This window comes from Planotetraspora kaengkrachanensis (assembly GCF_016862895.1).
In the GTDB taxonomy this organism is placed as follows: domain Bacteria; phylum Actinomycetota; class Actinomycetes; order Streptosporangiales; family Streptosporangiaceae; genus Planotetraspora; species Planotetraspora kaengkrachanensis.
In genome coordinates this window covers 226,264-251,800 of sequence record NZ_BONV01000013.1, presented here as the reverse complement: position 1 = coordinate 251,800, position 25,537 = coordinate 226,264, and the positions used below count along the sequence as shown (strand labels likewise).

Here is a 25,537-nt window from a genome sequence, read left to right as displayed (position 1 = left end):
GCACACTAGATGAGGCGGGCGAAATGGTTCTGCGGCTTACGGATGACCATGCAGACCTCGTCGTTCGTGCCGGACAGGCGGTCGCCGGACAGCGCGGAGACGGCCCCGCAGACCAGCTTGACGAGCCCGGCGTGCGGCCCGCGCAGGGCCGGCCCGGTCGCGCCGGAGTAGTCCTCCGCGATCATCAGGCCGCGCATCAGGCAGTACGCCCGGATGCCCTCGCGGGAGGCGATCGGCTCGTAGATCGCCGGGAGCGGGCCCACCGAGCCTGGGGGCATGAAGTGCTTCCACAACGCCAGGCGCAGCCAGGAGGGCGTGACCCGGTCGCAGAAGCCGTACGCCGAACCGCGGTCCCTGAGCTTGACCAGCAGGAGGCCGCCTGGCCGGAGCCCTCCGGCCAGGCGGTCGAGCACCAGCTCGGCGTTGCGGATGCGCTCCAGCAGGAACGACACGTAGACCACGTCGTAGGAGCGCGGCGGAACGGGCACCGTGCGCATGTCGTCGAGGTAACAGGCGTCCAGGTCCTGGCGTGAGCTCGCGTGGGCCCGCAGCGGCGGCAGGTCCTCGTCCACGCCCGTGACCTGTGGATCGGATCGGCCGGCGTCCAGCGTGCCGCCCCGCCCGCATCCGGCGATGAGGATGTCGAGGCGCCGTCCCAGCTGCTCGGTCCACTGCTCGCGGACTCGCTGGCTGAAAACGTCATCCTCGCCCACGGGCGACCACTGAACCTCAGACATGCAACAGAGCGTAACCACGCCAGTGCGATGAGTAGAGCATTTGCGGGGCCGGATTTCGGCGGCTGCGGGGCTCCTGCCCGGCGCGGGCCCGTACGGGCGTAGCCTGGGTACCCCCGGTCCATATCTGGCTCGGGCCATTTCGCTTGCCGTCGTGGGGCTCAGAAGGCACAAATGTCTCTTTCCGGACTGCTCGACCTTGTCGCCGCCGAACCGAAGCTGGCCGCCGTTCTCGAAGGCGCCGAAAACTCCGCCGATCCCGGCGCCGACCTGATCGCGCCGTCCGCGCTCCGGCCGCTGGCCGTCGCCGCCCTGTCCCGCGTCCGTCCCGTGCTGGCGGTGACCGCCACCGGCAGGGAGGCGGAGGACCTGGCGGCGGCCCTCACCGGCCTGGTCGACGAGAGCGCGGTCGCGGTCTTCCCCGCGTGGGAGACCCTTCCGCACGAACGGCTCTCACCCCGCAGTGACACCGTCGGGCAGCGCCTCGCCGTACTGCGCAGGCTGGCCCACCCGGTCGACGGCGACCCGAACGCCGGACCGCTCAGGGTCGTCGTCGCCCCCGTCCGCTCGCTGCTGCAGCCGATCGTGTCCGGCCTCGGCGACCTCGAGCCCGTCCGGCTGCGCGCGGGTGACGACGCCGACCTCGACGCCGTGGTGGCGCAGTTGGTCGGCAACGGCTACCACCGCGTCGACATGGTCGAAAAGCGCGGCGAGGTCGCCGTGCGCGGCGGCCTGCTCGACGTCTTCCCGCCGACCGAGGAGCACCCGCTCCGGCTGGAGTTCTGGGGCGACACGGTCGAGGAGATCCGCTGGTTCAAGGTTGCCGACCAGCGCTCGCTGGAGATCGCCCAGGACGGCCTGTTCGCCGCGCCCTGCCGTGAACTGCTGCTCACCGACGACGTACGGCAGCGCGCCCGCGAGCTGGGAGACGAGCACCCCGCGCTGAAGGAGGTGCTCGACCAGCTCGCAGAGGGCGTGCCCATGGAAGGCATGGAGGCGTTCGCCCCGGTGCTGGCCGGCTCGATGGACCTGCTGCTCGACCACCTGCCCATCCGCTCGGCCGTGTTCGTCTGCGATCCCGAGCGCATCCGGGGCCGGGCCGTCGAGCTGGTGCGGACCAGCCAGGAGTTCATGGAGGCGTCCTGGATCACCGCCGCCGCCGGAGGAGAGGCGCCGATCGACCTCGAGGCGGCCGCGTTCCGGACCCTCGAGGACGTTCAGGGCCACGCCCGCGAGCTGGGCCAGGCGTGGTGGAGCATCGCGCCCTTCGGCGACGGCGTCGAACTGGACGCGCACGACGTCGAGTCCTACCGCGGCGACACCCAGCGCGCGCTGGCCGACATCAAGGGCTGGCTGGGCGCGGGCAGGTCGGTCGTGCTGCTCAGCGAGGGCCACGGCCCGGCCGAGCGCATGGTCGAGCTGCTCAAGGGCGTCGACGTGGCGGCCAGGCTCGCCCCCGCGATCGACACCGCGCCGCCGCACGACGTCGTCCAGGTCACCACCGGCCGCCTCGACCACGGCTTCGTCGTCCCCGGCCTGGCTGTCCTGACCCATCTCGACCTGGTGGGGCAGAAGGCGTCGACCAAGGACATGCGGCGGCTGCCGTCGCGGCGCCGGAACATGGTGGACCCGCTCCAGCTGAAGGTCGGCGACCACGTCGTCCACGAGCAGCACGGTGTGGGGCGCTACATCGAGATGGTCCAGCGCACGGTCCAGGGGGCGACCCGGGAGTACCTCGTCATCGAGTACGCCAAGGGCGACCGCCTCTATGTGCCGACCGACCAGCTCGACGAGGTCACGCGCTACGTCGGCGGCGAGGCCCCGACCCTCAACCGCATGGGCGGCGCCGACTGGGCCAAGGCCAAGACCAAGGCGAGGAAGGCCGTCAGGGAGATCGCGGGCGAGCTGATCCGGCTCTACTCGGCCCGGATGGCGTCCCCCGGCCACGCCTTCGCGGCCGACAGTCCCTGGCAGCGCGAGATGGAGGACGCCTTCCCCTACGCCGAGACCGGCGACCAGCTTGAGGCGATCGACGAGGTCAAGCGGGACATGGAGCGGCCCGTCCCGATGGACCGCCTGATCTGCGGCGACGTGGGCTACGGGAAGACCGAGATCGCGGTGCGCGCCGCGTTCAAGGCGGTTCAGGACGGCAAGCAGGTCGCGGTGCTCGTGCCGACCACGCTGCTCGTCCAGCAGCACCTGTCGACGTTCGGCGAGCGGTTCGCCAGCTTCCCCGTCACGATCAAGCCGATGTCCCGCTTCCAGACCGACGGCGAGGTCAAGGAGACGATGGAGGGGGTCAGGAACGGCGCCGTCGACGTCGTGATCGGCACCCACCGGCTGCTGTCGCCCGAGGTCAGGTTCAAGGACCTCGGCCTGATCATCGTGGACGAGGAGCAGCGGTTCGGCGTGGAGCACAAGGAGGCCATGAAGCACCTGCGCACCCAGGTCGACGTGCTCGCCATGTCGGCCACGCCGATCCCGCGCACGCTGGAGATGGGCCTGACCGGCATCCGCGAGATGTCCACGATCCTCACCCCGCCGGAGGAGCGCCACCCGATCCTCACGTTCGTCGGACCGTACGACGAGAAGCAGATCGCGGCGGCGATCAGGCGCGAGCTGATGCGCGACGGCCAGACGTTCTTCGTGCACAACCGGGTGCGCAGCATCGACAGGGTGGCCGCGCGGCTCCACGAGCTGGTTCCCGAGGCGCGGATCGCCGTCGCCCACGGTCAGATGAACGAGCACCAGCTCGAGAAGATCATGGTGGACTTCTGGGAGCGCAACTTCGACGTGCTCGTGTGCACCACGATCGTCGAGTCGGGCCTCGACGTGCCCAACGCCAACACGCTCATCGTGGACCGAGCGGACAACTACGGCCTGTCGCAGCTGCACCAGCTCCGCGGCCGCGTCGGCCGGGGGCGTGAGCGCGGCTACGCCTACTTCCTGTATCCGCCGGAGTCCCCGCTGACCGAGACCGCCCACGAGCGGCTGGCCACGATCGCGCAGCACACCGAGATGGGCGCGGGCATGTACGTCGCGATGAAGGACCTGGAGATCCGCGGCGCCGGCAACATCCTCGGCGCCGAGCAGTCGGGCTTCATCGCCGGCGTCGGCTTCGACCTGTACGTGCGGATGATGGCCGAGGCCGTACAGGAGCAGAAGTCGAAGCTCTCCGGTGAGGCCGAGCCCGAGGAGCGGGGGGACGTCAAGGTCGAGTTGCCGATCAACGGCCACGTGCCGCACGGATACGTGACGTCGGAGCGGCTGCGGCTCGAGGCGTACAAGCGCATCGCCGCGATCGCCTCCGAGGACGACATCGCCGCCGTCCGCGACGAGCTGACCGACCGGTACGGCAAGCCGCCGCAGGAGGTGGACAACCTCCTGGAGGTGGCGCGGTTCAGGATCAAGGCCCGCAAGGCCGGGCTGACGGACGTCACCCTGCAGGGCCAGCAGATCAGGTTCGCCCCCGTGGTCCTGCGGGACTCCCAGCAGGTGCGGCTGCAGCGGCTGTACCCGCGGTCGATCGTCAAGCAGGCCACCGAGGTCCTGCTGGTGCCGGTGCCGAAGACCAGGCCCATCGGCGGTCAGCCGCTGCGGGACCTGGAGCTGCTGAAATGGTGCGGAGACCTGGTCGACGCCATGTTCCTCGAACCGGTGCGGGTACAGTGACCGCGGATCGGCGGTCTCACGGCGCTGGCGCGAGATCGCGCAAAAGACAGAGAACCGGCACAATTGCCTGGCCGGTGTCCTCAGGAGGATCGTTCGTGAAGTCATTTCAAGTGCGCGTCGCCGTGGCCGTCGCGGCGGCGGGTGTGGCGTTGAGCGCGTGTGGCCCCGTCCAGGCCGGCGCCGCGGCCATCGTGGGCAAGGAACGCATCTCCACCAGCGACTTGGACACCAAGATCCAGGAGTTCCGCAAGGACCTGGCCGCCAACAAGATGACCGAGGACCAGCTCGGCCTCAGGATCCCGCTGTCGCAGCTGATCCTGCTCAGGCTGGCCAACGGCAAGCAGTACGTGCAGCTCGGTCAGGAGAAGGGCGTCTCCGTCTCCCAGCGGGACATCGACGACATCGTCGCGGCGCAGGGCGGCCAGTCGCAGATCGACAAGGCGCTGTTGCAGAGCGGGGTGCCGCTGTCCGTCGGCCGCGAGTTCATCAGCTCGCTGATCATCCAGCAGAAGATGATCGACAGCATGGGCGCGGGTCAGGACGAGCAGAGCCAGCAGATCGCCGTGCAGAAGCTGACTCAGGAGGTCGACTCCAAGGTCCCGGTGCGCTTCAACCCGCGGTACGGCAAGTTCGACCCCCAGCAGGGGTTCGTGCCGGACGAGCGGTTCGGCAGGGTGCCCGCTCCCGAGCAGGCCGCCGCCGGCGACCCCGCCGCCCCTCCCGCAGGCTGACCCCTCTTGGTGTGATCATGCACAAGTTCGAGGAGGGCGGCCCCCGCCTGCCCCGACGTGTTTGGTGATCATGCACAGGTTCGGGAGCGGACCTCTCGACCTCCCGAGACGCACCTCGTGATCATGCACAGGTTCGTGAAGACGTGCCCTGACCTGCGGGAAGTACCTTCGTGATCATGCATAGGTTCGTGAAGGCGTGCCCTGGCCTGCGGGAAGTCCTTTCGTGATCATGTAATTGCATGATCACGAAAGGTGTTTCTCCAGCTCAAGCGGTGCGTCGCCGAACCTGCGCATGATCATGCGCGAGGACGTGGCTGGTCAGAGGCGGATCCGCGAACCTGTGCATGATCACGCGGGAGGACGTGGCTGGTCAGAGGTGGATCCGCGAACCTGTGCATGATCACGCCAAAGGGGAATGAGAGGGAGGTTGAGGGTATGGCGCTGGTCGTCGTCACCACTTCTCCGCGGGTGGCCCCGGGGCTGCTGACGGGGCGGGCCTGGACGGCACTGCGTTCGGATCGCGTGCTCACCGGCTCCGCCGGTCATCCCGTCCTTCCCTATCTGGCGGACGAGGGGATCCACGTCGAGGTCGTGACCCCCGATCCGGTCGCGCTCGCGGCCGAGGGCCGTACGGGCACGGTCGTCTGGCTGGCCGCGCAGGACGGCGACGAGAACCTGATGCGCGCCGTCGGCCACGCCGCCGTCGCCATGGAGGACCCGCCCGTCATCGAGGTGATCCCCGGCTCGTACGACCTTCCGGGTGCCAGGTTGCTCGACCTCGTCCAGGTCATGGACCGGCTCCGCCGCGAATGCCCCTGGGACCGCAAGCAGACCCACGAGTCGCTCGTGCCCTATCTCGTCGAGGAGGCCTACGAGGTCCTGGAGACGATCGACCAGGGCGACTTCACGGCGCTCCGGGAAGAGCTCGGCGACCTGCTCCTCCAAGTCATGTTCCATTCCCGCCTGGCCCAGGAGAGGGGGCAGGAGGGCGGCTTCGACATCGACGACGTCGCGACGGGGATCGTCGAGAAGCTGGTCCGCCGCCACCCGCACGTCTTCGCCGGCACCGCGGTCTCCGGCGCCGGTGAGGTGAGCGACAACTGGGAGACGATCAAGGCGGCCGAACGCGCGGCCAAGGGCGAGACCGACTCCGTGCTCAGTGGTGTGCCCATGGGGCAGCCCGCGCTCTCCCTCGCCGCCCAGATGCTCCGCCGTGCCGGGAGGGCCGGTGTCCCCGCCTCCCTCGCCGGCGACCTGCCCGACACCGTGGGCGCGCGCCTGTTCGAGCTCGTACGGCTCGCGCAGGACGAGGGGCTCGACCCCGAGGCCGAGTTGAGGGCCGTGACGCGCGAGTACCGCCGGCGGATCGAGGAGTGGGAGAGCGAATCCTGACAGATGAGACACGCCGGAAGAACGGCCTGCCCCCGGGCCATGCGGGCCGGCGGGGACCGGTAGGCTCAGCAGGCAAACTGCCCGCGACTTTGCTAGGAGCTGTTCGTGGCTGCCATCGAGGCCGTTACCGCCCGCGAGATCCTCGACTCCCGGGGGAACCCCACGGTCGAGGTCGAGGTATTGCTGGACGACTACAGCACCGGCCGCGCCGCCGTTCCGAGCGGTGCGTCCACCGGCCAGTTCGAGGCTGTGGAGCTTCGTGACGGGGACAAGAAGCGCTACCTCGGCAAGGGCGTCGAGAAGGCCGTCCTCGGTGTCACCGACGAGATCGCCGACGAGATCATCGGCTTCGACGCCGAAGAGCAGCGGCTGATCGACCAGACCATGCTCGACCTGGACGGCACGCCCAACAAGGGCAGGCTCGGCGCCAACGCGCTGCTCGGCGTCTCGCTCGCCGTTGCCAAGGCCGCCGCCGACAGCTCTGACCTGCCGCTGTTCCGTTACATCGGCGGCCCGAACGCGTACGTCCTGCCCGTGCCGATGATGAACATCCTGAACGGCGGAGCGCACGCCGACTCCAACGTGGACATCCAGGAGTTCATGATCGCCCCGATCGGCGCGGAGACGTTCTCCGAGGCCGTCCGGATGGGCGCGGAGACCTACCACACGCTGAAGTCCGTGCTCAAGGAGAAGGGCTACGCCACGGGCCTGGGCGACGAGGGCGGCTTCGCGCCGAGCCTGCCGTCCAACCGCGACGCGCTCGACCTGATCATGGTGGCGATCGAGAAGGCCGGCTACACCCCGGGCGAGGACATCGCGCTCGCGCTCGACGTCGCGGCCACCGAGTTCCACTCCGGCGGCGTGTACACGATCGACGGCAAGGGCGTCTCGGCGGACGAGCTGATCTCGTTCTACGAGGACCTGGTCCGCTCCTACCCCCTGGTCTCCATCGAGGACCCGCTGGACGAGGAGGACTGGGCCGGCTGGAAGGCCATCACCGCCTCGCTCGGCGGCAAGGTCCAGATCGTGGGCGACGACCTGTTCGTCACCAACCCCGAGCGTCTGGAGCGCGGCATCCGCGAGGGGGCCGCCAACGCGCTGCTCGTCAAGGTCAACCAGATCGGCACCTTGTCGGAGACCCTCGACGCGGTCGACCTGGCCCACCGCAGCGGCTACCGCTGCATGATGAGCCACCGTTCGGGCGAGACCGAGGACACCACGATCGCCGACCTGGCCGTCGCCACCAACTGCGGCCAGATCAAGACCGGCGCGCCCGCACGGTCCGACCGGGTCGCCAAGTACAACCAGCTGCTCCGCATCGAGGAGCTCCTCGATGACGCCGCCCGTTACGCGGGTCGTGGGGCGTTCCCGCGCTTCCAGAGGTAGTCCGCGGGAGGCGCAGCAAGCCGAACGGAACCGGAGACGGAAACCGGAAGGGGTGTCGCGTTGGCCAAGCGACCGCAGCTCACCGGGCGCGCGGCGATCCTCGCCGTGGTCGTGTGCGCGATCTCGATGAGCCTCGCCTACCCCATCCGGGAGTACGTCGCGCAGCGGCGGCAGATCGCGCAGCTCGAACAGCAGCAGACCCAGGCGCTCAAGAACCTGCAGAGGCTCGAGGAGCGCCGCAGGCAGCTGGAGGACCCGGAGTACATCAAGCGCCAGGCCAAGGAGCGGCTCCATTACTGCGAGCCCGGCGCCAAGTGCTTCGTGGTCCTCGACGCGGGCGACGGCAAGGCGGCCGCGAAGGCGGGGGCCAAGCCCAAGGAGAAGCCCCCCTGGTATCTCACCCTGTGGCAGTCGGTCGAAGTCGCCGACAGCGGCCGCGACGCCGTGCAGGCGAATGTGGAGGCGGGCCAGGAGTGACGGCGAGGAGTTCGACAGTGGTGGATCAGGCCGACCTGGCCGCGGTGGAGGCCCAGCTCGGGCGTGCACCGCGCGGAGTCCGGGCCGTCGCGCACAGGTGCCCCTGCGGCCTGCCCGACGTGCTGGAGACGGCCCCGCGCCTGCCCGACGGATCGCCGTTCCCCACGCTGTTCTACCTGACCTGCCCCAAGGCGGCGTCGGCCATCGGCACGCTGGAGTCGTCGGGCCTGATGAAGCTCATGCAGGCCAGGCTGGCGGACGATCCCGAGCTGGCCGCGGCCTATCTTGCGGCCCACGAGGACTACCTCGCCCGGCGCGACCAGGCTGCGAGCGAGGACGGCCTGGAGCCGCTTCCCCGTGACATGCAGACCGCCGGCGGAATGCCCGGCCGGGTCAAGTGCCTGCACGCGCTGGTCGCCCACGAACTGGCCGTACCGGGAGCCAACCCGTTGGGCGGGGAGGCTCTCGACGCCCTGCCCGAATGGTGGGCCGAGGGGCCCTGCGTCGAAGCCGGAGGAGAGCCGTCATGAGGGTCGCGGCCGTCGACTGCGGAACGAACTCGGTCCGGCTCCTCATCGCCGGCATCTCGCCGGAGACCGGCGAGCCTGCCGACGTCGAACGCCGGATGGAGATCGTCCGCCTGGGTCAGGGCGTCGACCGCACCGGACGGCTCGCGCCCGAGGCCCTGGAGCGCACGTTCACGGCGATGCGCGGCTACGCCAAGCTCATCGCCGAGCACGCCGGGCCGTCCGGATGGATGCCGGTCCGGGTCGTGGCGACGTCCGCGACCAGGGACGCGTCGAACCGGAGCGAGTTCGTGGCCGGGGTCGGTGAGATCTTCGGCGTCGAACCCGAGGTGGTGACGGGCGAGGAGGAGGCGCGGCTGTCCTTCACCGGCGCCACGAGGGGCCAGGACACCGGCGAGCCTCCGTACCTCGTGGTGGACATCGGCGGCGGGTCGACCGAGTTCGTCGTCGGGTCCGGCGCCGTCGAGGGTGCGCTGTCGGTCGACATCGGCTGCGTACGGCTGACCGAACGGCACCTCAAGGGAGATCCGCCGCAGCCGGACACGGTGGCGGCGGCGATCGCGGACATCGAGGCGGCCATGGACCGGGTCGAGGCCGCCGTGCCGGTCAGGGACGCGCGAACGCTGGTCGGGCTCGCGGGCTCGGTCACCACGGTCGCGGGGATCGCCCTCGGCCTGCCCGCCTACGACCCCGCGAGGATCCACCACTCCCGCATCCCCGCCGCCCAGGTCCACGAGGTCTCCGCCCGGCTGCTGGAGATGACCAGGGACGAGCGCGCGGCCATCCCGGTCATGCACCCGGGCAGGGTGGACGTCATCGGCGCGGGCGCGCTCATCCTCGACCGCATCGTCCGGCGGTACGGCTTCGCCGATGTCGTCGTCAGCGAGCACGACATCCTCGACGGGATCGCCTGGTCCCTGGTCTGACCAGGGTTTCCTTCCACGCGCCATGGAGATCTTGCCGCTATTACGCAATGCGTAGTACTGTGCGTCGCGTGGACAGCAGCCAGCTCCTCAAGGGAGTCCTCGATGTCGCCGTCCTCGCGGTGCTCGCCAAGCGGGACAGCTACGGCTATGACGTCGTGCGCAGTCTGCGCGAGGCCGGCCTGGAGGACGTGGGCGACGCCTCGGTGTACGGCACGCTGCGCCGGCTCTTCAAGGCCGGGGCGCTCAATTCCTACGTGGTCGCCTCCGACGAGGGCCCGCACCGCAAGTACTACGGCCTGAACGACGTGGGCAGATCGCTGCTCACCTCGTCGTCCGCGGCGTGGACCTCGTTCGCCGCCACCATGAACGGCCTTCTCAAGGAGGTTGCCCCATGACCGTCCCCCCGCTGACGCCGGGCGCTTACGCCCAGGCGGTACGCGAGGCGCTCGCAGATCTTCCCCCCGCCGACCGGGAGGAGATGCTCGAGGACCTCGACGACCACCTCGCGGAGGTGGCCGCCGAGCCCGGCATGTCCCTGGAGGACCGCCTCGGCTCCCCCCAGGCGTACGCCGCGGAGTTGCGGGCCGCCTACGGGGGCAGGCCCGCCCGACCGCGACGGCGTCTCGGCACCCAGGTGCGCACCAGGGCCACCGGCCTCCTCGGCACGGCCCACGCCCGCCTGCTGCAGCTGCCGCCGTATCGGCAGGCGGCGGCATTCGCGCCCGAATTACGCCCTGCCTGGTGGGTTCTGCGCGGTTACGCGGTCGCGCTGCTCATTCTGTCCGGGATCGGGCCGAGCCGGCTGGTTCCCGGGGACGTCGTGGCGTGGGTGTTCACCCTTGCTCTGGTCTGGGCGTCCGTCTGGGCCGGACGACGGACCGTGCCCGGCGTCGCCGGATGGGGGAGGGCCGCGCTGATCGCGGCCAACGCCGTCGCCGTGATCGTGGTGCTGGCCGGCCTGGCCGATCCGCCGATGCACACCTCGGGGGAGGTCGCCTTCGACTACGGCGTGCCTCGTCCGTACGACGTGCGGGTCCAGGACGTCGCCACTCTCGGCGGCGACATCTACAACATCATCCCGTACGACGAGAAGGGGGCGCCGCTCCACGGCGTCCGGCTGTACGACCAGGACGGCAGGCCGATCACGACCGACCCGGAGGCGTACGGCAGGGCGATCGCGGTCCCCTGCGCGGGTGAGCCGCCCATGCGCAACGCCTATCCGCTGCCGCTCATGCCCGAGGGGTCCCAGGTCGGCCTGCCGCCGGGAGACCCTTCCGCGTGCGTGATGCCGAGCCCGACGGCGTCTCCGGCGGTCACGCCGACGCCGGACGGATCTCCGTCGGCGGACGCGACGCCGTCCCCGGGCGCGACACCGTCTCAGGGAGCCACGCCGTCTCAGGGAGCCACGCCGTCGCCCTCCGCGTCGCCCTCTGCGTCACCCTCGAAGGCGGACGGGAAGTGAGAACAGGCCCCGCATGATGGTGCTCGGCCACCAGGTCAGCTCTTCCAGGTCGACCGCGGGGGCGAGATCGGGGAAACGGCGCAGCACGGTGCCGATGGCCACCTCCGCCTCGACCTTCGCGAGGGCCGCGCCGACGCAGTAGTGCGGTCCGCGCCCGAACGCGAGATGCGGCTCGCCGATCCTGCCGGGGGAGAAGGCATCGGGGTCGGGGAACACGGACGGGTCCCGGTTGGCTGCGAGCAGGGACACCAGGATCGGCTCTCCGGGGAGCATCTCCTGCCCGCCGATGACGACGGGTTCGGTGGGGAAGCGCCAGGTGGCGTTGCGCACCGGCCCGTCGTAACGCAGCATCTCGTCGACGACGTCGGGGAGCAGGGAGGGGTCGGCGCGGAGCGCGGCGAGCTGGTCCGGGTGGCGTAAGAGCGCGAGAAGCCCGTTGCCGATCAGTGCGACCGTCGTCTCGTGGCCCGCGATGAGCAGCAGGAACGCCGTCGACGTCAACTCGTCGGCATCGATCGCACCCCGGTTGGAGCGCCGGACGAGCTCCGTGAGCAGGTCGTCGCCCGGCCGGGTGCGCTTGAGTGTGACGAGGTCGCTCAGGAACTTCTCCAGCCCGTCGGTGGCACGGGAGATCTCTTCGACCTCGGACGCCGCCGCCGAGTCGATCACCGACGCGAGCCGATGGAAGGCCTCACGGTCCTCCTCGGGGACGCCGAGCAGGTCGCAGATGATCGTGATCGGCAGCGGATAGGCGAGGTCGGCGACCAGGTCGGCCTCCTCCCCGTCCAGGCGGTCGAGCAGTCCGTCGGTCACCTCCTGGGCGCGGGACCGCAGGCCCTCCATGCGCCGGGGGGTGAAGGTGGCGCCGACCAGCCGGCGAAGCCGGGAGTGGTCCTCTCCGTCCGCGTTGATCATGTGCCGGGCGAGGGAGGGGCGGTGGTCGAGCGGCAGCCCGAGGCTCGCCGCGCGCCATTCCGGCGAGCCCGACGCCGGGTCCTTGGACAGGGACGGGTGGGCGAGCGCGGCGACGGCGTCCTCGTACCGGGTGACCAGCCAGGCCTCGCATCCCGGCAGCGGGACCCTGGTGACGGGCGAGTTGCTCCGCAGCCAGGCGAACGCGGGATAAGGGTCGGCGTCGAACGCGGGGCCGAACAGCGGGGGGAACGAGTCGGTAGACACGGCCGAGTACGTACCCATCTGGCGTACCGGGAAAGTCAGGGAGAAAAGGTGATTCCCGGTGATCGGCGAGACCGCGGCGACGTCGCAGGCACGCGGCTGGCACGATCGGACTCATGAGTCGCGTACCTCCCGGAACCGGTTGGCCGGACGACCCCGCCCGGCCCGACACCCCTGTCGCGCACGACCCCCTGGAGGTCGCCGCGCTGGCGGCGGGTAGCGAGACACTGGCCGAGCTGACCGCCAGGCAGTCGGTGTGCCGGGCCTGCCCGCGACTGGTCGAGTGGCGGGAGTCCGTCGCCGACGTCAAGCGGCGGGCCTTCGCGGAGGAGACCTACTGGGGCCGTCCCATCGCCGGGTGGGGAGACGACCGGCCGCACACCCTCATCGTGGGACTCGCGCCCGCCGCGCACGGAGGGAACCGCACCGGCCGGATCTTCACGGGCGACCGCAGCGGTGACTGGCTCTTCGCCTCGCTGTACCGCACCGGCCTCGCCGTACAGGAGACCAGCGTCCGCGCGGGCGACGGCCAGCGGCTGGTCGGCGCGAGGATGATGGCCGCGGTCCGGTGCGCGCCGCCCGCCAACAAGCCGACGCCCGAGGAGCGCGACTCCTGCTTCCCGTGGCTCACCCGTGAACTCGCCCTGGTGGCCGAGTCCACCCGGGTCGTCGTGGCGCTCGGGGGCTTCGCCTGGCAGGCGGTGTGGCCGGCGTTGCGCGCGGCCGGGTACGCGCTGCCTCCTCGGCGCCCGCCCTTCGGCCACGGGGTGGAGGTCCCCCTGTCGTACGGCAAGGCGCCCGTGACGCTGCTCGGCTGCTACCACCCGAGCCAGCAGAACACGTTCACGGGGCGGGTCACCGCACCGATGCTCGACGCGGTGTTCGCCCGTGCGGTCGAGTTGGCGACGGCCGCCGGTCAGGACGTCCCTGCTCACACCGCCGACGATCGCTTGTGAATCCTTTCACGAGTGTGAAGTCGGTCACCAAGGAAAATTCACTTGATCTTCGCGAGGAAAGAAGCAGCTCATCGGGCTGTTTCGGAAATAGGTGGAGAAATTTCGCCCTGGGCGGATTGGTGTGATGCCATCTCGTGACGTAACCTTGTGAATGCTTTCACAAGCAATCGAGGCACGAAGGGCGATCCCTGGTGAACGGCAAGTCGAAGCACATTGTCATCGTCGGCGGTGGATACGTGGGCCTCTACACCAGCCTGCGCCTCCAGCGCACGCTCCGTCGTGAGCTGCGGGACGGGAGCGTGCGGATCACGCTCATCGATCCGCAGTCCTACATGACCTACCAGCCGTTCCTCCCGGAGGCCGCGGCCGGCAACATCTCGCCGCGCCACGTCGTGGCCCCGCTGCGCCGGGTGCTGCCCAAGGTCCGGATCCTCAACGGCAAGGTCTCCAAGGTCCACCACGAGGCCAGGACCGTGACCTTCGAGCCCGCCGTCGGCCAGTCGCGGGAGATCGAGTACGACGTCGTCGTCATGGCCGCCGGCTCCATCTCGCGGACGCTGCCGATCCCCGGCCTGGCGGACGCCGCGATCGGCTTCAAGACCGTCGGCGAGGCCATCGCGCTGCGCAACCGCGTACTGGCCCTGCTCGACCGGGCCGAGTCGAGCGAGGACGAGGAGGTGCGCCGCCGCGCGCTGACCTTCGTCGTGGTCGGCGGCGGCTTCGCGGGCATCGAGGCGCTGGCCGAGCTCGAGGACATGACCGAGGACGCGATCAAGTACTACCCGAGCATCGAGAAGAAGGACCTGCGCTGGGTCCTCATCGAGGCGAGCGACCGCATCCTGCCCGAGGTCGGCCCCGAGATGGGCGAATGGACGGCGGAGGAACTCCGCGCCCGCGGCATCGAGCTCAAGATGAAGACCCTGCTCCAGTCGTGCGAGGGCGGCCTGGTCAAGACCTCGGACGGGGACGTCTTCGAGTCGGCCACGATCGTCTGGACGGCCGGCGTCAAGCCGAGCCCGGTCGTCAACTCCGGCGACCTGCCGCTCGACGAGCGCGGCCGGATCATGACCACGACCCGCCTGACGGTGGCCGGAGTCAAGGACGCCTTCGCGGCCGGCGACGTCGCCGGCGTGCCCGACATGACCAACCCGGGCAAGTACTGCGCGCCCAACGCCCAGCACGCCGTCCGTCAGTCCAAGGTCCTGGGCGACAACGTCACGGCCCACCTGCGCGGGAAGCAGCTGAGGGATTACCGGCACAAGTACGCCGGATCGGTCGCCGGTCTGGGGCTCCACAAGGGCGTCGCGAACGTCTACGGGGTCAAGCTCCGCGGGATCCCGGCGTGGTTCATGCACAGGACGTATCATCTGTCGCGGGTGCCTACGGTGAACCGCAAGGTCCGCGTGGTGGCCGACTGGACGCTTTCCCTGTTCTTCAAGAGGGAGACCGTCTCGCTCGGTGAGCTCGAGAACCCCCGCGACGTGTTCAGGGCCGCCGCCAAGAGCGGTCCCGCACGCTAGATGCGTCACCGTACGGCACGTGTTCCGTCACTGGGCACGTGCCGTCCGGCACCCGGAGCACGATGCCGGCCACCCCTTCCGTCGGCGGTGCGGTCAGACGTGACTGCGACGGAGGGTGGGACGAAGGTGGGGCTCTACGCCGTAACGGTGATCGGGAGGGACGGCCCGGGCGCGGTCGCCGAGATCACGCGAGCGGTGTCCGGTGGCGGGGTCGTCGGCGACTCGTCGATGAGCCTGCTCTCCGGCCATCTCGCGATGACGCTCGTCGTCTCGGCCGGCCAGTCAGGCGATCTCCTCAGCGAGAGCCTGACCCGCGGCATCCCCGGCCTGGCCGTCACTGTGACGGATCTCACTCCGCCGCCGGTGATCTCACCCGCCGCGGCAGGCACACGGGACGCGGCACCCTCATCTTCACCCGCCTCCGCGGAGATCACGGACACCGACCCCACCGGGATCAGCTACGCGCTCACCCTGCACGGCCCCTCAGGGTCCGACGCCCTTCCTGCGACGACAGGTCTGCTCGCCGAGGCGGGCTGCGCGGTCACCTCGATGACCACCCGGGTGGCCGGAAACCTGTTCGTCCTGGTCGCCGACGTCGAACTGCCTGCTCAAGCCGATGTGGCCTCGCTGATGCGCGCCATGGCCGCCGCCCTCGACGGATACCGGATCGCCTTCCGGCCGGCCGACCCGGCGGTGATGTGATGGAAGTCGACAGCCGTACCTGCCTGATCGAGGGGGTGGTCACCGCGCCGCACAGCCTGCTCGTGACACCGGCGGCCTCGGTTGACCCGGCCGACGCCGTCGTGCCCGCCGTCGTGCGCCACCTCGTGGGGGCCATGCGGAGCATGCCGGGGTGCCGGGGCCTGACGGCTCCCCAGCTCGGCGTCGGATGGCGGCTGATGTGCCTCGACGTCTCCGGCCACCCCTCGACCCGGTCGTGTTCGGGGGAACTGGTCATCGCCAACCCGGAGATCGTGGAGGCGGCCGACTGGGACGTGGCCCGCGAGGGCTGCGTGTCGGTGCCGGGCCTGGCCGCGGATGTCGCCCGGGCCACCCAGATCACGGTCCATGGCGTACGGCCGGGCACGGGTGAGCCGATGACGTTCCAGGCCGACGCCTTCGAGGCCCGCTGCGTCCAGCATCAGATCGACCATCTGGACGGCCTGCTCTTCCTGGATCGGGTCGCCGGGACCAGGGCCGTTCATGCTGTCCGGAAAGGGGGACAAGCGGCGTAAGGGCTAACCGGTTACAGATGAGAGATCCGTGGCATATGATCGCGGCGCCCCCGTAGCCCAACGGCAGAGGCAAGCCCCTTAAAAGGGCTGCGTTGTGGGTTCGAGTCCCACCGGGGGCACAGACCCTGCCAAGCATGAGCAAGCCCGTGGCCAATGGCGGTCACGGGCTGATTCATGCAGGCCGGTTCACAGGGGGCCGGGGCTCGCGCTCAGGCGAAGTCCCCGGCGTGGTCGCGGACCCAGTCGCCGAACGTGCGGGCCGGTCTGCCGGTGACCTTCTCCGCGGTGGGCGCCGGGCCCGACGGCGCGGGGGCGGCCTTCCCGGCCCGTGCACGGTCGGCTTGATCACGTGCGTACTCCTCGAAGCCGGTGAGGAAACCGGCATTGGCCGCGGCGAAGCCGCCCTGGGCCAGGTACATCTCGCGGGCCCGGGCCGGGGTCACGACCTCGAGCCGGATGTCCTCGCCGACGGCCTCGGCGATGGCGCGGACCTGGTCGCGCCGGCTGATGAACTCGGGGCCGTTCACGGTGTAGGCGACGCCCTGGTGCCCGTCCTCGAGGAGGGCGGCCGTGGCCACGTCGGCGATGTCCCGCTCGTGCACCGGGTGCCAGGCCAGGTCGGGGAACGGATCGCGGACCACTCGCTCCTCCCGGATGGACGGTCCCCACAACCACAGCTTGTTCAGCATGAACTCGCCGGGCCGCACGTGGGTCCACTCCATGCCGGAGGCCTCCGCGGCCCGTTCCACGGGCAGATGGGCGCCGGTGTCGCGACCGGCGGTCACCGCGCCCGACGACATGACGACCACGCGGCGGACTCCCGCCTCCTCGGCCAGGTCCACCACGTCGGATGCGGTGGCGGCGAAAGGGAAAAGATGCATTCTTTCCACGCCCTCCAACGCGGGACGCAGGCTTTCCGGCCGCGACAGGTCTCCCTCGACCACCTCGATGTTTCCGGGAAGGGCGGCCTGGCGGGGGTTCCTGCAAAGCGCCCGTACGGTCGCTCCCGCCTCCAGGAGTCGCTCCACGACGATCCGGCCCACGTTTCCGGTCGCGCCGGTCACCAGAATTCGCATTCCTTCATGATCGGCCGCCAGTCGGGCTGGCCATATAACCCTCTAGGGGTTATACAAGGGGTATGCCGAAAATCAACGTGTACCTGCCCGACGAACTGGCGGAGGCGGTGAAGGAGGCGGGCCTGCCGGTCTCCGCCGTCTGCCAGCGGGCCCTGGAACAGGCCGTACGCCGCGTGACGGCCATCAGGGAGGCCGTCGTGGGAGAACTGGAGCTCGACGATCCCGCGGGCAGGCTGGCGCACTTCACCGCGCGCACCCGGGCCGTCTTCAAGCTCGCGCTGGACAAGGCGCGAGAGCGGGGAGCCGCCGCCATCGGAACGGAGGACCTGCTCGCCGCCATGCTGGCCGAGGGGACCAACCTGGCCCTCCATGTTCTCCGCGCCATGGAGATCGAGCCGGAGACGGTCGCGCGCGACCTCGCCCGGCAGCTTCACGAAGGAGACGAGGCGACCGGAGACGGCGTCCGCCGGTTCAGCGGCCCGGCGGCCAACGCCCTCGAGTTCGCCGTCACGGAGGCGCAGACGCTCGGTCACAACTACATCGGCTGTGAGCACCTGCTGCTCGGGTTCGTCGCCGAACCCGACGGCACCGCCGGGCAGGTCCTCCGTGCCGCCGGCGCCGAGCTCCGGCTCACGCGCCGCGCCGTCGTCGCCGCCCTCGCCGGGTACGTCCACCTCCGGGCCCAGACGCAGGGGCAGGAGACGCCGGCGGGACAGCAGGCCCCGGCGGCGGGCACGCTGTCGCAGGAGGCCGTGGTCGCGCGGATCGGCGAGCTCGTCCGTCACGAGCTGAGGCCGCTGGCCGAGCGCATCGAACGGCTCGAGCGGCACGCGGGCATCGCCGGCCCGGCCGCCTGACATGGCACGTGTGCTGCTGATCGCGACTGGCGACACGATCGCCTACATGTCGGGCCCGGGCCGTCCGGGTGTGGCGTCAGGAGCGGATCTGCTGCGGACCGTGCCCGCCCGCATGCTGCCCGCGCAGGTCGAGGTCGAGGACTTCATGGCTCCGCCGAGCTGGGACATGTCGCCCTCGGTGATGCTGGCTCTGGCCCGGCGGGCCCGGTCGGCCATCCTGGACGAGGAGTTCGACGGCGTCGTGATCACACACGGCCTCGACGCGATGGAGGACACCGCCTACCTCACCGATGTCCTCGCGGGTCCCGCCGCGCACCGGGGCGCGATCGTGCTGACCGGAGCCGTGCGCCCGCTGGACGACCCGTCCCCCGACGGGCCGGGCAATCTCGCGGCCTCTTTGACCGCCGCCGCCCACCCGGCGCTGCGCGGGGTGGGAGCGGTCGTCTGCCTGGACGATCGGTTGCACGCGGCCCGATGGGTCACCATGATCGACGCCGGCGGACGGCCGGCGTTCACCTCCGCGCCGTACTCTCCCGTGTTCCGCGTGGAGGAAGGCCGGATCCGCCCGCTCGCCGCGGCGCCGCCGCGGCCGCCCGACCCGGTGGGGGAGCCCGAATCGCATGTCCCCTTGATCAAGACTTATCCGGACATCGAGCCGGCGTTGCTCACGACCGTCGTCGACGCAGGTGCGCGCGGGATCGTGCTGGAGGGCACGGGCGCGGGAAACGTCCCGGTCACGTTGTTCACCGCGATCGCCGAACTGTCGGACTGGGACATTCCGGTGGTCGTCGCGTCACGGTGTCACACGTCCGGCGTTCCGCTCGACACGCTGCCGCTCGGACTGGGGCTGGCCGCGAAAGCGGGTGCGATCGGCGCCCGTGGACTCGCCCCCGTCAAGGCGCGTGCCGCTTTGATGGTGGCTCTGGGATCGGGCGGCAGGGACGCCGTGCGCGAGTGGTTCGCCCGGATGTGATCCGTCAGGCCCGGAGCCGCCTGCGGAGATCATCGTGTGGATCGGCTCGCCGGTCGGCGCGTGCGGCTTCGCCGGTGGCAACCGCAGGACGAACCGCGCGCCGCCTTCCGGCGAGTCCGCCACCTGCAGCGTGCCCCCGTGCGCTGTCGCGATCTCATGGGCGATGGCGAGCCCGAGGCCGGAGCCTCCGTGATGGCGGCTGCGGGCGCTGTCCAGCCGGGTGAAGCGCTCGAAGATCCGCTCTCGTTCGGTGGGCGGGATCCCGGTGCCGTCGTCGCTGACGGACAGCTCGGCGCCGTTGCCGACCCGACGCACCTCCACCTGTACGGCGTGCACGGCGTGCCGTTGCGCGTTGTCGAGCAGGTTGGCGACCAATCGGCTGAGCTGGATCGGCACGCCGTCGACCGTCACGCCCGGTTCGAGCCGCAGCCCCAAGGCGACGCGCCGGCCACGCTGGGACACCTCGTCCTCGACGAGTGCGCCCAGGTCGACGGGTCGCTGCTCCTCCGGCGCGCCCGCCCCCAGCTTCGCCAGCAGCAGGAGATCGGAAATGATCGTCTGGAGCCGGTCGACGTCGGTCAGCGTCCGCTGGAGCACGTCGGGCAGATCGGTCTGGTCCGGATGCAGCTGAGCCTCCTCGAGTTCCGCCCGCAGTCCCGCCAGCGGGGTGCGCAACTCGTGCGCCGCGTCCGCCGCGAACTGCCGCTGCCTCAGCAGAGCGTTCTCCGTCGCGCGGTTGGCCTCCTCGATCCGCGCCAGCGTGTTGTTCACCGTCTTGGCCAGACGGCCGATCTCGTCGTACACCGAGGGTTCGGCGACCCGGCTGCCGACATGCCTGACGTTGATCGAGGCCAGCTGGGCGCGGATGTTCTCGACCGGCCGGAGGGTGCGACCGGCGATCTTCCAGGTGCCCCAGCCGGTGAGCATGACGAGGCCGAGCACCTCGACCGCGAAGAGCCAGTCGAACGGCCCGCCTGCCAGCAGCCCCTCCGCCGGCCTGCCCGCGTAGACCACGGGCGAGTCGTCCGCCTGGGTCACGCGGAGCGCGGAGAGCCGGACGCATTCTCCGTCCCCGTGGGCCGGGCAGGACCGAACGTCCATCTGCGGGCGGTTCGGATGCGGCCGGACTCCGCTCATCGGAGGAAGGCCGCGGGCCTCCTGTGACGCCGCGATGATCTGCTGGTCCGGCGCGACGACCTGGACCAGCGTGATGCCGGGGACGTGCGGGACGATCGGGTTGCCCAGGCGTCCGGCTCGGAGCGCCGCCGCCGTCGAGGAGGACTGCTGGCGCGCGTCGAGCCAGACGGTGTCCTTGAACGCGTGCCGCGCCAGCGAACCTGCCAGCAATCCCGTGGGCACCAGCAGCACCAGCGCCAGGAAGGTGACCAGAACGGTTAGCCGGCCGCGGATCGACCGGGGGCGCAGCCGCGCCAGAGGCGACCGTTCAGCTTCGCGTAAAGATACAGAGCCGTGCACCGCGTCCTCCTCACACGTTTTCGCGTCCCCTCGAGACGTCCGGGGGTCGCTGAGGTGGTGAGGTTGTGGGCCGCGGGCCCGACTCGGCCGATCGCGCGGGCGATCGGATCGCGCTCCGTGGCCGTGGATCCGTTTCGGGACGAGCCCGATGCCCAACACGCTAGCACTAAACTTGAACTACTCCGTTAAAAGAACTATCCCAGTTTATTGGCGTGCTCGTGCCCGGCGAGTTTCTCCCGATCCGCGGTGATGCATATGACGCGATAGTCGGACCTGTGATGATTCGCCGGGGGCGATGAAGAAAGTCGCGCCGATTCGCCCGGCGTGGCCGGGAACTCGGACCGGGCGCTGATCGTTGCAGACGTTGGCGGAGCGTCGAGTCCCTTGTGGGCACGGCGCTTCGTGGGCACCATCCCGAATAAGCCGCGCAAGAGGCTGAGCAGCGAGTCGCGTCCCGGAGGCAGCGATGGAGAGCAGAAACCCGATATTCAGCCGGCGTGGGTCGACCGGTCAGCAGCAGTGGACCACGGCGACCCCGAGCGTGCAGCAGCTCGACGCCATGTACGGCGCGCCGTCATACGCTCCGCCGACGTCGCGTCCGATGACCATCGACGACGTCGTGGTGCGCGGCTTCATGACACTCGGCGCGCTGGTCGTCGCGGCGGCGGTGTCGTGGTACATGGACTTCGGCGCCGGGATCGCCATCCCGGCGATGCTGGTCGGCCTGGTCCTCGGTCTGATCGTCTCGTTCAAGCAGAGCACGAACCCCGCGCTCATCCTCGGCTACGCGGTCTGCTACGGCATCGCGATCGGCTACATCAGCCACGCCTACGAGACGCGTTTCAACGGCATCGTCCTTCAGGCCGTGCTCGGCACCATGGTGGCCTTCGGCGGCACGCTGGCCGTCTACGCCCTGAAGATCTTCCGGCCCACGCCCAAGTTCACCAAGTACGTGATCGCGGCCGGTTTCGCGTTCGTCGGCCTCGCCCTGCTGAACATGGTCGCGGGCTTCTTCGTGGACGGCGGCCTGGGCCTGCGCACGGACAGCCCGATCGGCTGGCTCTTCAGCGTCGTCGCGATCCTGCTCGGCTGCTTCTTCCTGCTCCTCGACTTCGACCAGATCGAGAGCGGCGTCCGGGCCGGCGTTCCTGAGCGGTACTCCTGGCTGATGGCCTTCGGCCTCACGCTGAGCCTCGTCTGGCTCTACCTGGAGATTCTTCGCTTCATCAGCTATTTCACGAACAACGACTAGCCTGGCATGAGAAAAGGGCGCTCTTCTTTCCCGAAGAGCGCCTTTTCCTTGTCCAATATCAGCGTGCGCCCTCGCGAGGCAAAACTTTCGATCAACAATCTGTAACAAGTTGATGTCTGCGAGGGGCTTGTCAAGCACGGGCTGGTGATGCACTGTGACACAAAGCAGCCCGATCCGTGGAGGTGCACATGTCGTTGAACCACTCACCGGAGACACAGACAAAGCTGATCGCACGCGTCCCCTCGATCACCGGACGCGAACTCCCCGAGTGGTTCCAAGCCATCGACAACGGTCCGTCGTTCCTGAGATGTGATGAGCGAGCCGCCTGGCTCGCCTCCGAACACGGGCTGAGCCACGGCTACGCCGCAGCGATCGTCCTGGAGCACGAGCGTCGGCGTCGCTTCTAGGAAGCAACCGATCCGATACCTGCGCCCGCACCCGTCCGGTGTGGGCGCATCATTGTCCTCATGGATCTCGATGAGGCACGCGCGTTCGTGAAGGACAACCACCGTGCGGTCATGCTCACCTGGCACGCCGACGGCCGCCCCCAGACCTCACCGATCACGGTGGGGCTCGACGAGGACGGGTACCTCGTCGTCAGCAGCAGGGAAACCGCGGTGAAGACCCGCAACTCCCGGAAGAACCCGCAGGTCTTCCTCACGGTGATGACTGACGCCTTCTACGGCCCCTGGGTTCAGATCGAGGGAACCGCGACGGTCGTGCCGCTGCCGGAGGCGATGGACGGCCTGGTCGCCTACTACCGGGACATCAGCGGCGAGCATCCGGACTGGGACGACTACCGTGCCGCGATGGTGCGGGATCGGCGGGTCCTCATCCGGATCGAGCCCATCAAGGCCGGCCCCGACCACCACGGCTGAGCCCGCGAGGGGGATCCCGGACGGCTCCGGGATCCCCCTCAGCGGCTCTGCTTCAGCGGCTCTCTGCTTGTCAGGCCAGGCGCTCCAGGACCATCGCCATGCCCTGGCCGCCGCCGACGCACATCGTCTCGAGGCCGAGCGACTTGTCGTGGAAGCGCAGGCTGTTGATGAGCGTCGAGGTGATGCGCGCCCCGGTCATGCCGAAGGGGTGGCCCACCGCGATCGCGCCGCCGTTGACGTTGAGACGGTCGAGGTCGATGCCGAGCTCCTGGTACGAGGGGATCACCTGGGCGGCGAAGGCCTCGTTGATCTCCACGAGGTCGATGTCGCCGATGGCCATCCCCGCACGGCCGAGGGCCTGCCGGGAGGCCTCGACCGGCCCGAGCCCCATGATCTCCGGCGACAGTCCGGTCACGCCGGTCGAGACGATCCGCGCCAGCGGCGTGATCCCCAGCTCGGCCGCCTTGGTGTCGCTCATGACGATCACCGCGGCCGCGCCGTCGTTGAGGGGGCAGCAGTTGCCCGCCGTCACCGTGCCGTCGGGCCGGAAGACCGGCTTGAGCTGCGAGACGGCCTCATAGGTCGTGCCCGCCCGCGGGCCGTCGTCCTTGCTCACCACGGTGCCGTCGGGCATGGTGACCGGGGTGATGTCGCTCTCCCAGAACCCGTTGGCGATGGCCTTCTCCGCCAGGTTCTGCGACCGCACGCCGAACTCGTCCTGCTCGCGGCGGGAGACGCCCCGCAGCCCCGCGACGTTCTCCGCGGTCTGGCCCATCGCGATGTAGACGTCGGGGATCTCGCCGTCCTCGCGCGGGTCGTGCCAGACCGGCCCCGCGCCCTCGGCGGCCTTGTCGGTCCGGCCCTTGCCGTCAAGGAAGAGGGGGTTCGTGGTGCCGGGGAGGGAGTCCGAGCTGCCCGAGGCGAACCGGGAGACCGTCTCGACGCCCGCGGAGATGAAGACGTCGCCCTCGCCGGCCTTGATGGCGTGGAACGCCATCCGGGTGGTCTGCAGCGACGACGAGCAGTAGCGGGTGACCGTGGTGCCGGGGACGCCGTCGAGGCCGAGGAGCACCGAGACCACCCGGCCCATGTTGAAGCCCTGCTCGCCGCCGGGCAGGCCGCAGCCCAGCATGAGGTCGTCCACGTCGTTCGGGTCGAGCTGCGGCACCTTGGCGAGGGCGGCCTGGACGATCTGAACCGTCAGGTCGTCGGGCCGGATGTCCTTCAAAGATCCCTTGAAGGCGCGGCCGATGGGTGACCGCGCGGTTGCCACGATGACTGCCTCAGGCATGTGACTCTCCCTGTTTCTCCGGCCACCGCGCTCAGCGTTCGGGCGGCCCTCCTCCGCAGGAGGTTACCTCCCGGTACGGCTTCCGCCACGCCCTGGGGCCACATGAACAGAACTTTGTACCGGAGGAGCGAGGCGGGTGCCGGACGCTGGTCATCCGTACATGCCGGGAGTGGTCGCGGTGCCGTCGTTGACCGCGTGCAGGCCGCCCTTCTCGTCGCGCCACAGGCGCCAGCCGTCCTGACCGCCGGTGAACCACGCGGGCGGCGCCGAGGACGCGGAGGTCCGCTTGCCGGTGGCCAGGTCGAACTCACAGAGCGCGGCGATCGCGTAGAACCCCGGAGTCACGCCGGGAAGGGCCAGCGGGCGCGGGTCGGTGGCGCAGAACGACCAGCCGGTCGTGCCCTTCACCGCGCTCGGCTCACCCGACTTCAGATCGAAGGCCGAGCCGGCCGCGTCGTGCTTGAGGAAACCGAGCGTGTCCATGGACGGAGGGAACGCGAGCCACCAGCCGGAGCCGGGCACCTGCGTCGGCGTGATCTGCCCCAGCACGCGTCCCGTCTCCCCGTCGAGCCGGGCGAAGCCGCCGTACTGTCCCTGCTCGTCGACCGGCCTGACGACGGGCGCGAACGCCGGATTGCCGCTGGGGTAGACACGGACCACCGAGGGCCGCATCCAGTCGACGACGCCGTCGTCCAGACGCACGGAGAACAGGCCGAACGTCGAGGTCTGCTTGGTGTCGGGGTTGGTGTACGGCGCGACGTAGCCCACGAGCTTGTCGCCGGTCGCCCCGAACGACCAGCCGCCGGACAGGTCGACGCCCTCGCCGAGGGCCTGCTCGATCGGGAGCTGCCAGACGACCTTGCCGGTCTTCAGCGAGTGGGACTCCAGCACGGGGTGTGAGGCGAGCCGCAGCAGCACGACGTTGGCCGGGTCCGACCACTCGACCTCGGCGATGCCGGGGAGCTGCCACTGGATCTTTCCGGTCTGCGGATCCAGGACCACGAGCCGGGCCGTCTTCAACGAGGTGTTCTCCGACAGGCAGACGTACGGCCCGCAGCGCTGTGGGCCGAAGGTCGACTCGATGGGGCGGGCCCACTTCTGCTTGCCGGTCCTGGCGTCCCTGGCCACCACGGTGGCCTTGATCCGGGTGGTCTTGGGCGCGGTGCCCGCCGGGTCGACGGCCACGACGACGCCCTGGCCGCGGCCGGTCTCCACCATCGCCGGCGCCTGTACGCCCATGCCGGGCAGGCGGCCCGCCATGGTCGCCGGCGCGGCCCACAACTTCTTGCCCGTGGCCAGGTCGAGGGCGACGGTCTCGAGGGCCCCGTTGGTCCGCATCGAGGTGGTCGCCGCCACGCCCGCTCCCGTGGTGGCGCGGCTGACGGCGTTGATCTGGACGTTGGACCAGGACTTCGCCGGGCCTTCGGCGGTGTCGCTGCTGGAACAGGAGGTCAGTGCCCCGCCGGCCAGGAGGGTGGCTGCGGCGAGTGCGAGAGGAGGTTTCACGTGAGGCCGGGTCATGTCACTCCTACAGGGGGTG

At 70.1% G+C, this 25,537-nt stretch carries 23 protein-coding genes, 1 tRNA gene and 1 pseudogene; 19 read left to right on the top strand and 6 right to left on the bottom strand.

What is annotated here, in order from left to right:
- Positions 1 to 5: 5 nt before the first annotated feature.
- The gene (locus Pka01_RS17025; RefSeq protein WP_203883728.1) at positions 6 to 737 is read right to left on the bottom strand and encodes a methyltransferase domain-containing protein; all 732 of its coding nucleotides are present in this window, start codon (positions 735 to 737) and stop codon (positions 6 to 8) included.
- A gap of 171 nt (positions 738 to 908) precedes the next feature.
- Between Pka01_RS17025 and mfd the strand changes: the two genes are divergently transcribed.
- The 9 genes from mfd to Pka01_RS16980 all read left to right on the top strand — a co-directional run bounded on the left by mfd (position 909) and on the right by Pka01_RS16980 (position 11,307).
- Entirely contained in the window at positions 909 to 4,406 is a 3,498-nt protein-coding gene (gene mfd / locus Pka01_RS17020; RefSeq protein WP_203883727.1) for a transcription-repair coupling factor, read from the top strand.
- 95 nt (positions 4,407 to 4,501) lie between these two features.
- Positions 4,502 to 5,137, top strand: coding sequence for a hypothetical protein (locus Pka01_RS17015; protein WP_203883726.1), 636 nt, complete (start codon positions 4,502 to 4,504; stop codon positions 5,135 to 5,137).
- Between the two features lie 435 nt (positions 5,138 to 5,572).
- Positions 5,573 to 6,529: a nucleoside triphosphate pyrophosphohydrolase gene (locus Pka01_RS17010; RefSeq protein WP_203883725.1), complete on the top strand. Its 957-nt coding sequence runs from the start codon at positions 5,573 to 5,575 to the stop codon at positions 6,527 to 6,529.
- A gap of 105 nt (positions 6,530 to 6,634) precedes the next feature.
- Complete coding sequence (gene eno, locus Pka01_RS17005) at positions 6,635 to 7,915, top strand: phosphopyruvate hydratase (protein WP_203883724.1); 1,281 nt, start codon at positions 6,635 to 6,637, stop codon at positions 7,913 to 7,915.
- A gap of 60 nt (positions 7,916 to 7,975) precedes the next feature.
- Positions 7,976 to 8,392, top strand: a complete 417-nt coding sequence (locus tag Pka01_RS17000; RefSeq protein WP_239115063.1) for an FtsB family cell division protein — start codon at positions 7,976 to 7,978, stop codon at positions 8,390 to 8,392.
- 20 nt (positions 8,393 to 8,412) lie between these two features.
- Entirely contained in the window at positions 8,413 to 8,922 is a 510-nt protein-coding gene (locus Pka01_RS16995; RefSeq protein ID WP_373318157.1) for a DUF501 domain-containing protein, read from the top strand.
- A complete protein-coding gene (locus Pka01_RS16990) occupies positions 8,919 to 9,845 on the top strand; it encodes a Ppx/GppA phosphatase family protein (protein WP_203883722.1) in 927 nt (308 codons plus the stop codon). The genes Pka01_RS16995 and Pka01_RS16990 overlap by 4 nt, the downstream gene beginning before the upstream one ends.
- Positions 9,846 to 9,913: 68 nt before the next feature.
- On the top strand, positions 9,914 to 10,240 hold the full coding sequence (locus Pka01_RS16985) for a PadR family transcriptional regulator (RefSeq protein ID WP_203883721.1): 327 nt from the start codon (positions 9,914 to 9,916) through the stop codon (positions 10,238 to 10,240).
- Positions 10,237 to 11,307 (top strand): HAAS signaling domain-containing protein, encoded by a 1,071-nt coding sequence (locus Pka01_RS16980; protein WP_203883720.1) that lies wholly within the window; start codon positions 10,237 to 10,239, stop codon positions 11,305 to 11,307. Before Pka01_RS16985 ends, Pka01_RS16980 begins: the two co-directional genes overlap by 4 nt.
- Here Pka01_RS16980 and Pka01_RS16975 read toward each other — a convergent pair.
- A complete protein-coding gene (locus Pka01_RS16975; protein WP_239115062.1) occupies positions 11,281 to 12,486 on the bottom strand; it encodes a cytochrome P450 family protein in 1,206 nt (401 codons plus the stop codon). The two genes, Pka01_RS16980 and Pka01_RS16975, sit on opposite strands and share 27 nt — an antisense overlap.
- 113 nt (positions 12,487 to 12,599) lie before the next feature.
- Between Pka01_RS16975 and Pka01_RS16970 the strand changes: the two genes are divergently transcribed.
- The 5 genes from Pka01_RS16970 to Pka01_RS16950 all read left to right on the top strand — a co-directional run bounded on the left by Pka01_RS16970 (position 12,600) and on the right by Pka01_RS16950 (position 16,313).
- The gene (locus Pka01_RS16970) at positions 12,600 to 13,439 is read left to right on the top strand and encodes a uracil-DNA glycosylase (RefSeq protein WP_203883718.1); all 840 of its coding nucleotides are present in this window, start codon (positions 12,600 to 12,602) and stop codon (positions 13,437 to 13,439) included.
- Between the two features lie 191 nt (positions 13,440 to 13,630).
- On the top strand, positions 13,631 to 14,959 hold the full coding sequence (locus tag Pka01_RS16965) for an NAD(P)/FAD-dependent oxidoreductase (protein WP_203883717.1): 1,329 nt from the start codon (positions 13,631 to 13,633) through the stop codon (positions 14,957 to 14,959).
- Positions 14,960 to 15,058: 99 nt separating this feature from the next.
- Positions 15,059 to 15,661 carry an ACT domain-containing protein gene (locus Pka01_RS16960; protein WP_239115061.1) on the top strand — a complete coding sequence of 201 codons (603 nt, stop codon included), beginning with the start codon at positions 15,059 to 15,061 and terminating at the stop codon, positions 15,659 to 15,661.
- Entirely contained in the window at positions 15,661 to 16,194 is a 534-nt protein-coding gene (locus Pka01_RS16955; protein WP_203883716.1) for a peptide deformylase, read from the top strand. The genes Pka01_RS16960 and Pka01_RS16955 overlap by 1 nt, the downstream gene beginning before the upstream one ends.
- A gap of 46 nt (positions 16,195 to 16,240) precedes the next feature.
- Positions 16,241 to 16,313 (top strand) — tRNA-Leu (locus tag Pka01_RS16950).
- A gap of 90 nt (positions 16,314 to 16,403) precedes the next feature.
- On the opposite strand, the gene Pka01_RS16945 is transcribed toward Pka01_RS16950, so the two are convergent.
- Positions 16,404 to 17,270 (bottom strand): SDR family oxidoreductase, encoded by an 867-nt coding sequence (locus tag Pka01_RS16945; RefSeq protein WP_203883715.1) that lies wholly within the window; start codon positions 17,268 to 17,270, stop codon positions 16,404 to 16,406.
- A gap of 62 nt (positions 17,271 to 17,332) precedes the next feature.
- Here Pka01_RS16945 and Pka01_RS16940 point away from each other — a divergent pair, with 62 nt between their 5' ends.
- On the top strand, positions 17,333 to 18,127 hold the full coding sequence (locus tag Pka01_RS16940; protein WP_203883714.1) for a Clp protease N-terminal domain-containing protein: 795 nt from the start codon (positions 17,333 to 17,335) through the stop codon (positions 18,125 to 18,127).
- Position 18,128: 1 nt separating this feature from the next.
- Complete coding sequence (locus Pka01_RS16935) at positions 18,129 to 19,100, top strand: asparaginase (protein ID WP_203883713.1); 972 nt, start codon at positions 18,129 to 18,131, stop codon at positions 19,098 to 19,100.
- A gap of 81 nt (positions 19,101 to 19,181) precedes the next feature.
- Here the strand turns inward: Pka01_RS16935 and Pka01_RS40795 are convergent.
- A pseudogene (locus tag Pka01_RS40795) lies at positions 19,182 to 20,027 on the bottom strand (sensor histidine kinase); the annotation flags it as partial.
- Between the two features lie 1,015 nt (positions 20,028 to 21,042).
- On the opposite strand from Pka01_RS40795, the gene Pka01_RS16925 reads away from it, so the two are divergent.
- The 3 genes from Pka01_RS16925 to Pka01_RS16915 all read left to right on the top strand — a co-directional run bounded on the left by Pka01_RS16925 (position 21,043) and on the right by Pka01_RS16915 (position 22,706).
- Positions 21,043 to 21,828, top strand: a complete 786-nt coding sequence (locus Pka01_RS16925) for a Bax inhibitor-1/YccA family protein (protein WP_203883712.1) — start codon at positions 21,043 to 21,045, stop codon at positions 21,826 to 21,828.
- Between the two features lie 188 nt (positions 21,829 to 22,016).
- Positions 22,017 to 22,235, top strand: coding sequence for a DUF4287 domain-containing protein (locus Pka01_RS16920; protein WP_203883711.1), 219 nt, complete (start codon positions 22,017 to 22,019; stop codon positions 22,233 to 22,235).
- Between the two features lie 60 nt (positions 22,236 to 22,295).
- On the top strand, positions 22,296 to 22,706 hold the full coding sequence (locus Pka01_RS16915; RefSeq protein ID WP_203883710.1) for a PPOX class F420-dependent oxidoreductase: 411 nt from the start codon (positions 22,296 to 22,298) through the stop codon (positions 22,704 to 22,706).
- A 70-nt stretch (positions 22,707 to 22,776) separates the two neighbouring features.
- On the opposite strand, the gene Pka01_RS16910 is transcribed toward Pka01_RS16915, so the two are convergent.
- Together Pka01_RS16910 and Pka01_RS16905 are read right to left on the bottom strand one after the other, a co-directional pair.
- Positions 22,777 to 23,997, bottom strand: a complete 1,221-nt coding sequence (locus tag Pka01_RS16910; protein ID WP_203883709.1) for an acetyl-CoA C-acetyltransferase — start codon at positions 23,995 to 23,997, stop codon at positions 22,777 to 22,779.
- A gap of 150 nt (positions 23,998 to 24,147) precedes the next feature.
- The gene (locus Pka01_RS16905; RefSeq protein ID WP_203883708.1) at positions 24,148 to 25,518 is read right to left on the bottom strand and encodes an outer membrane protein assembly factor BamB family protein; all 1,371 of its coding nucleotides are present in this window, start codon (positions 25,516 to 25,518) and stop codon (positions 24,148 to 24,150) included.
- Between the last annotated feature and the right edge of the window lie 19 nt (positions 25,519 to 25,537).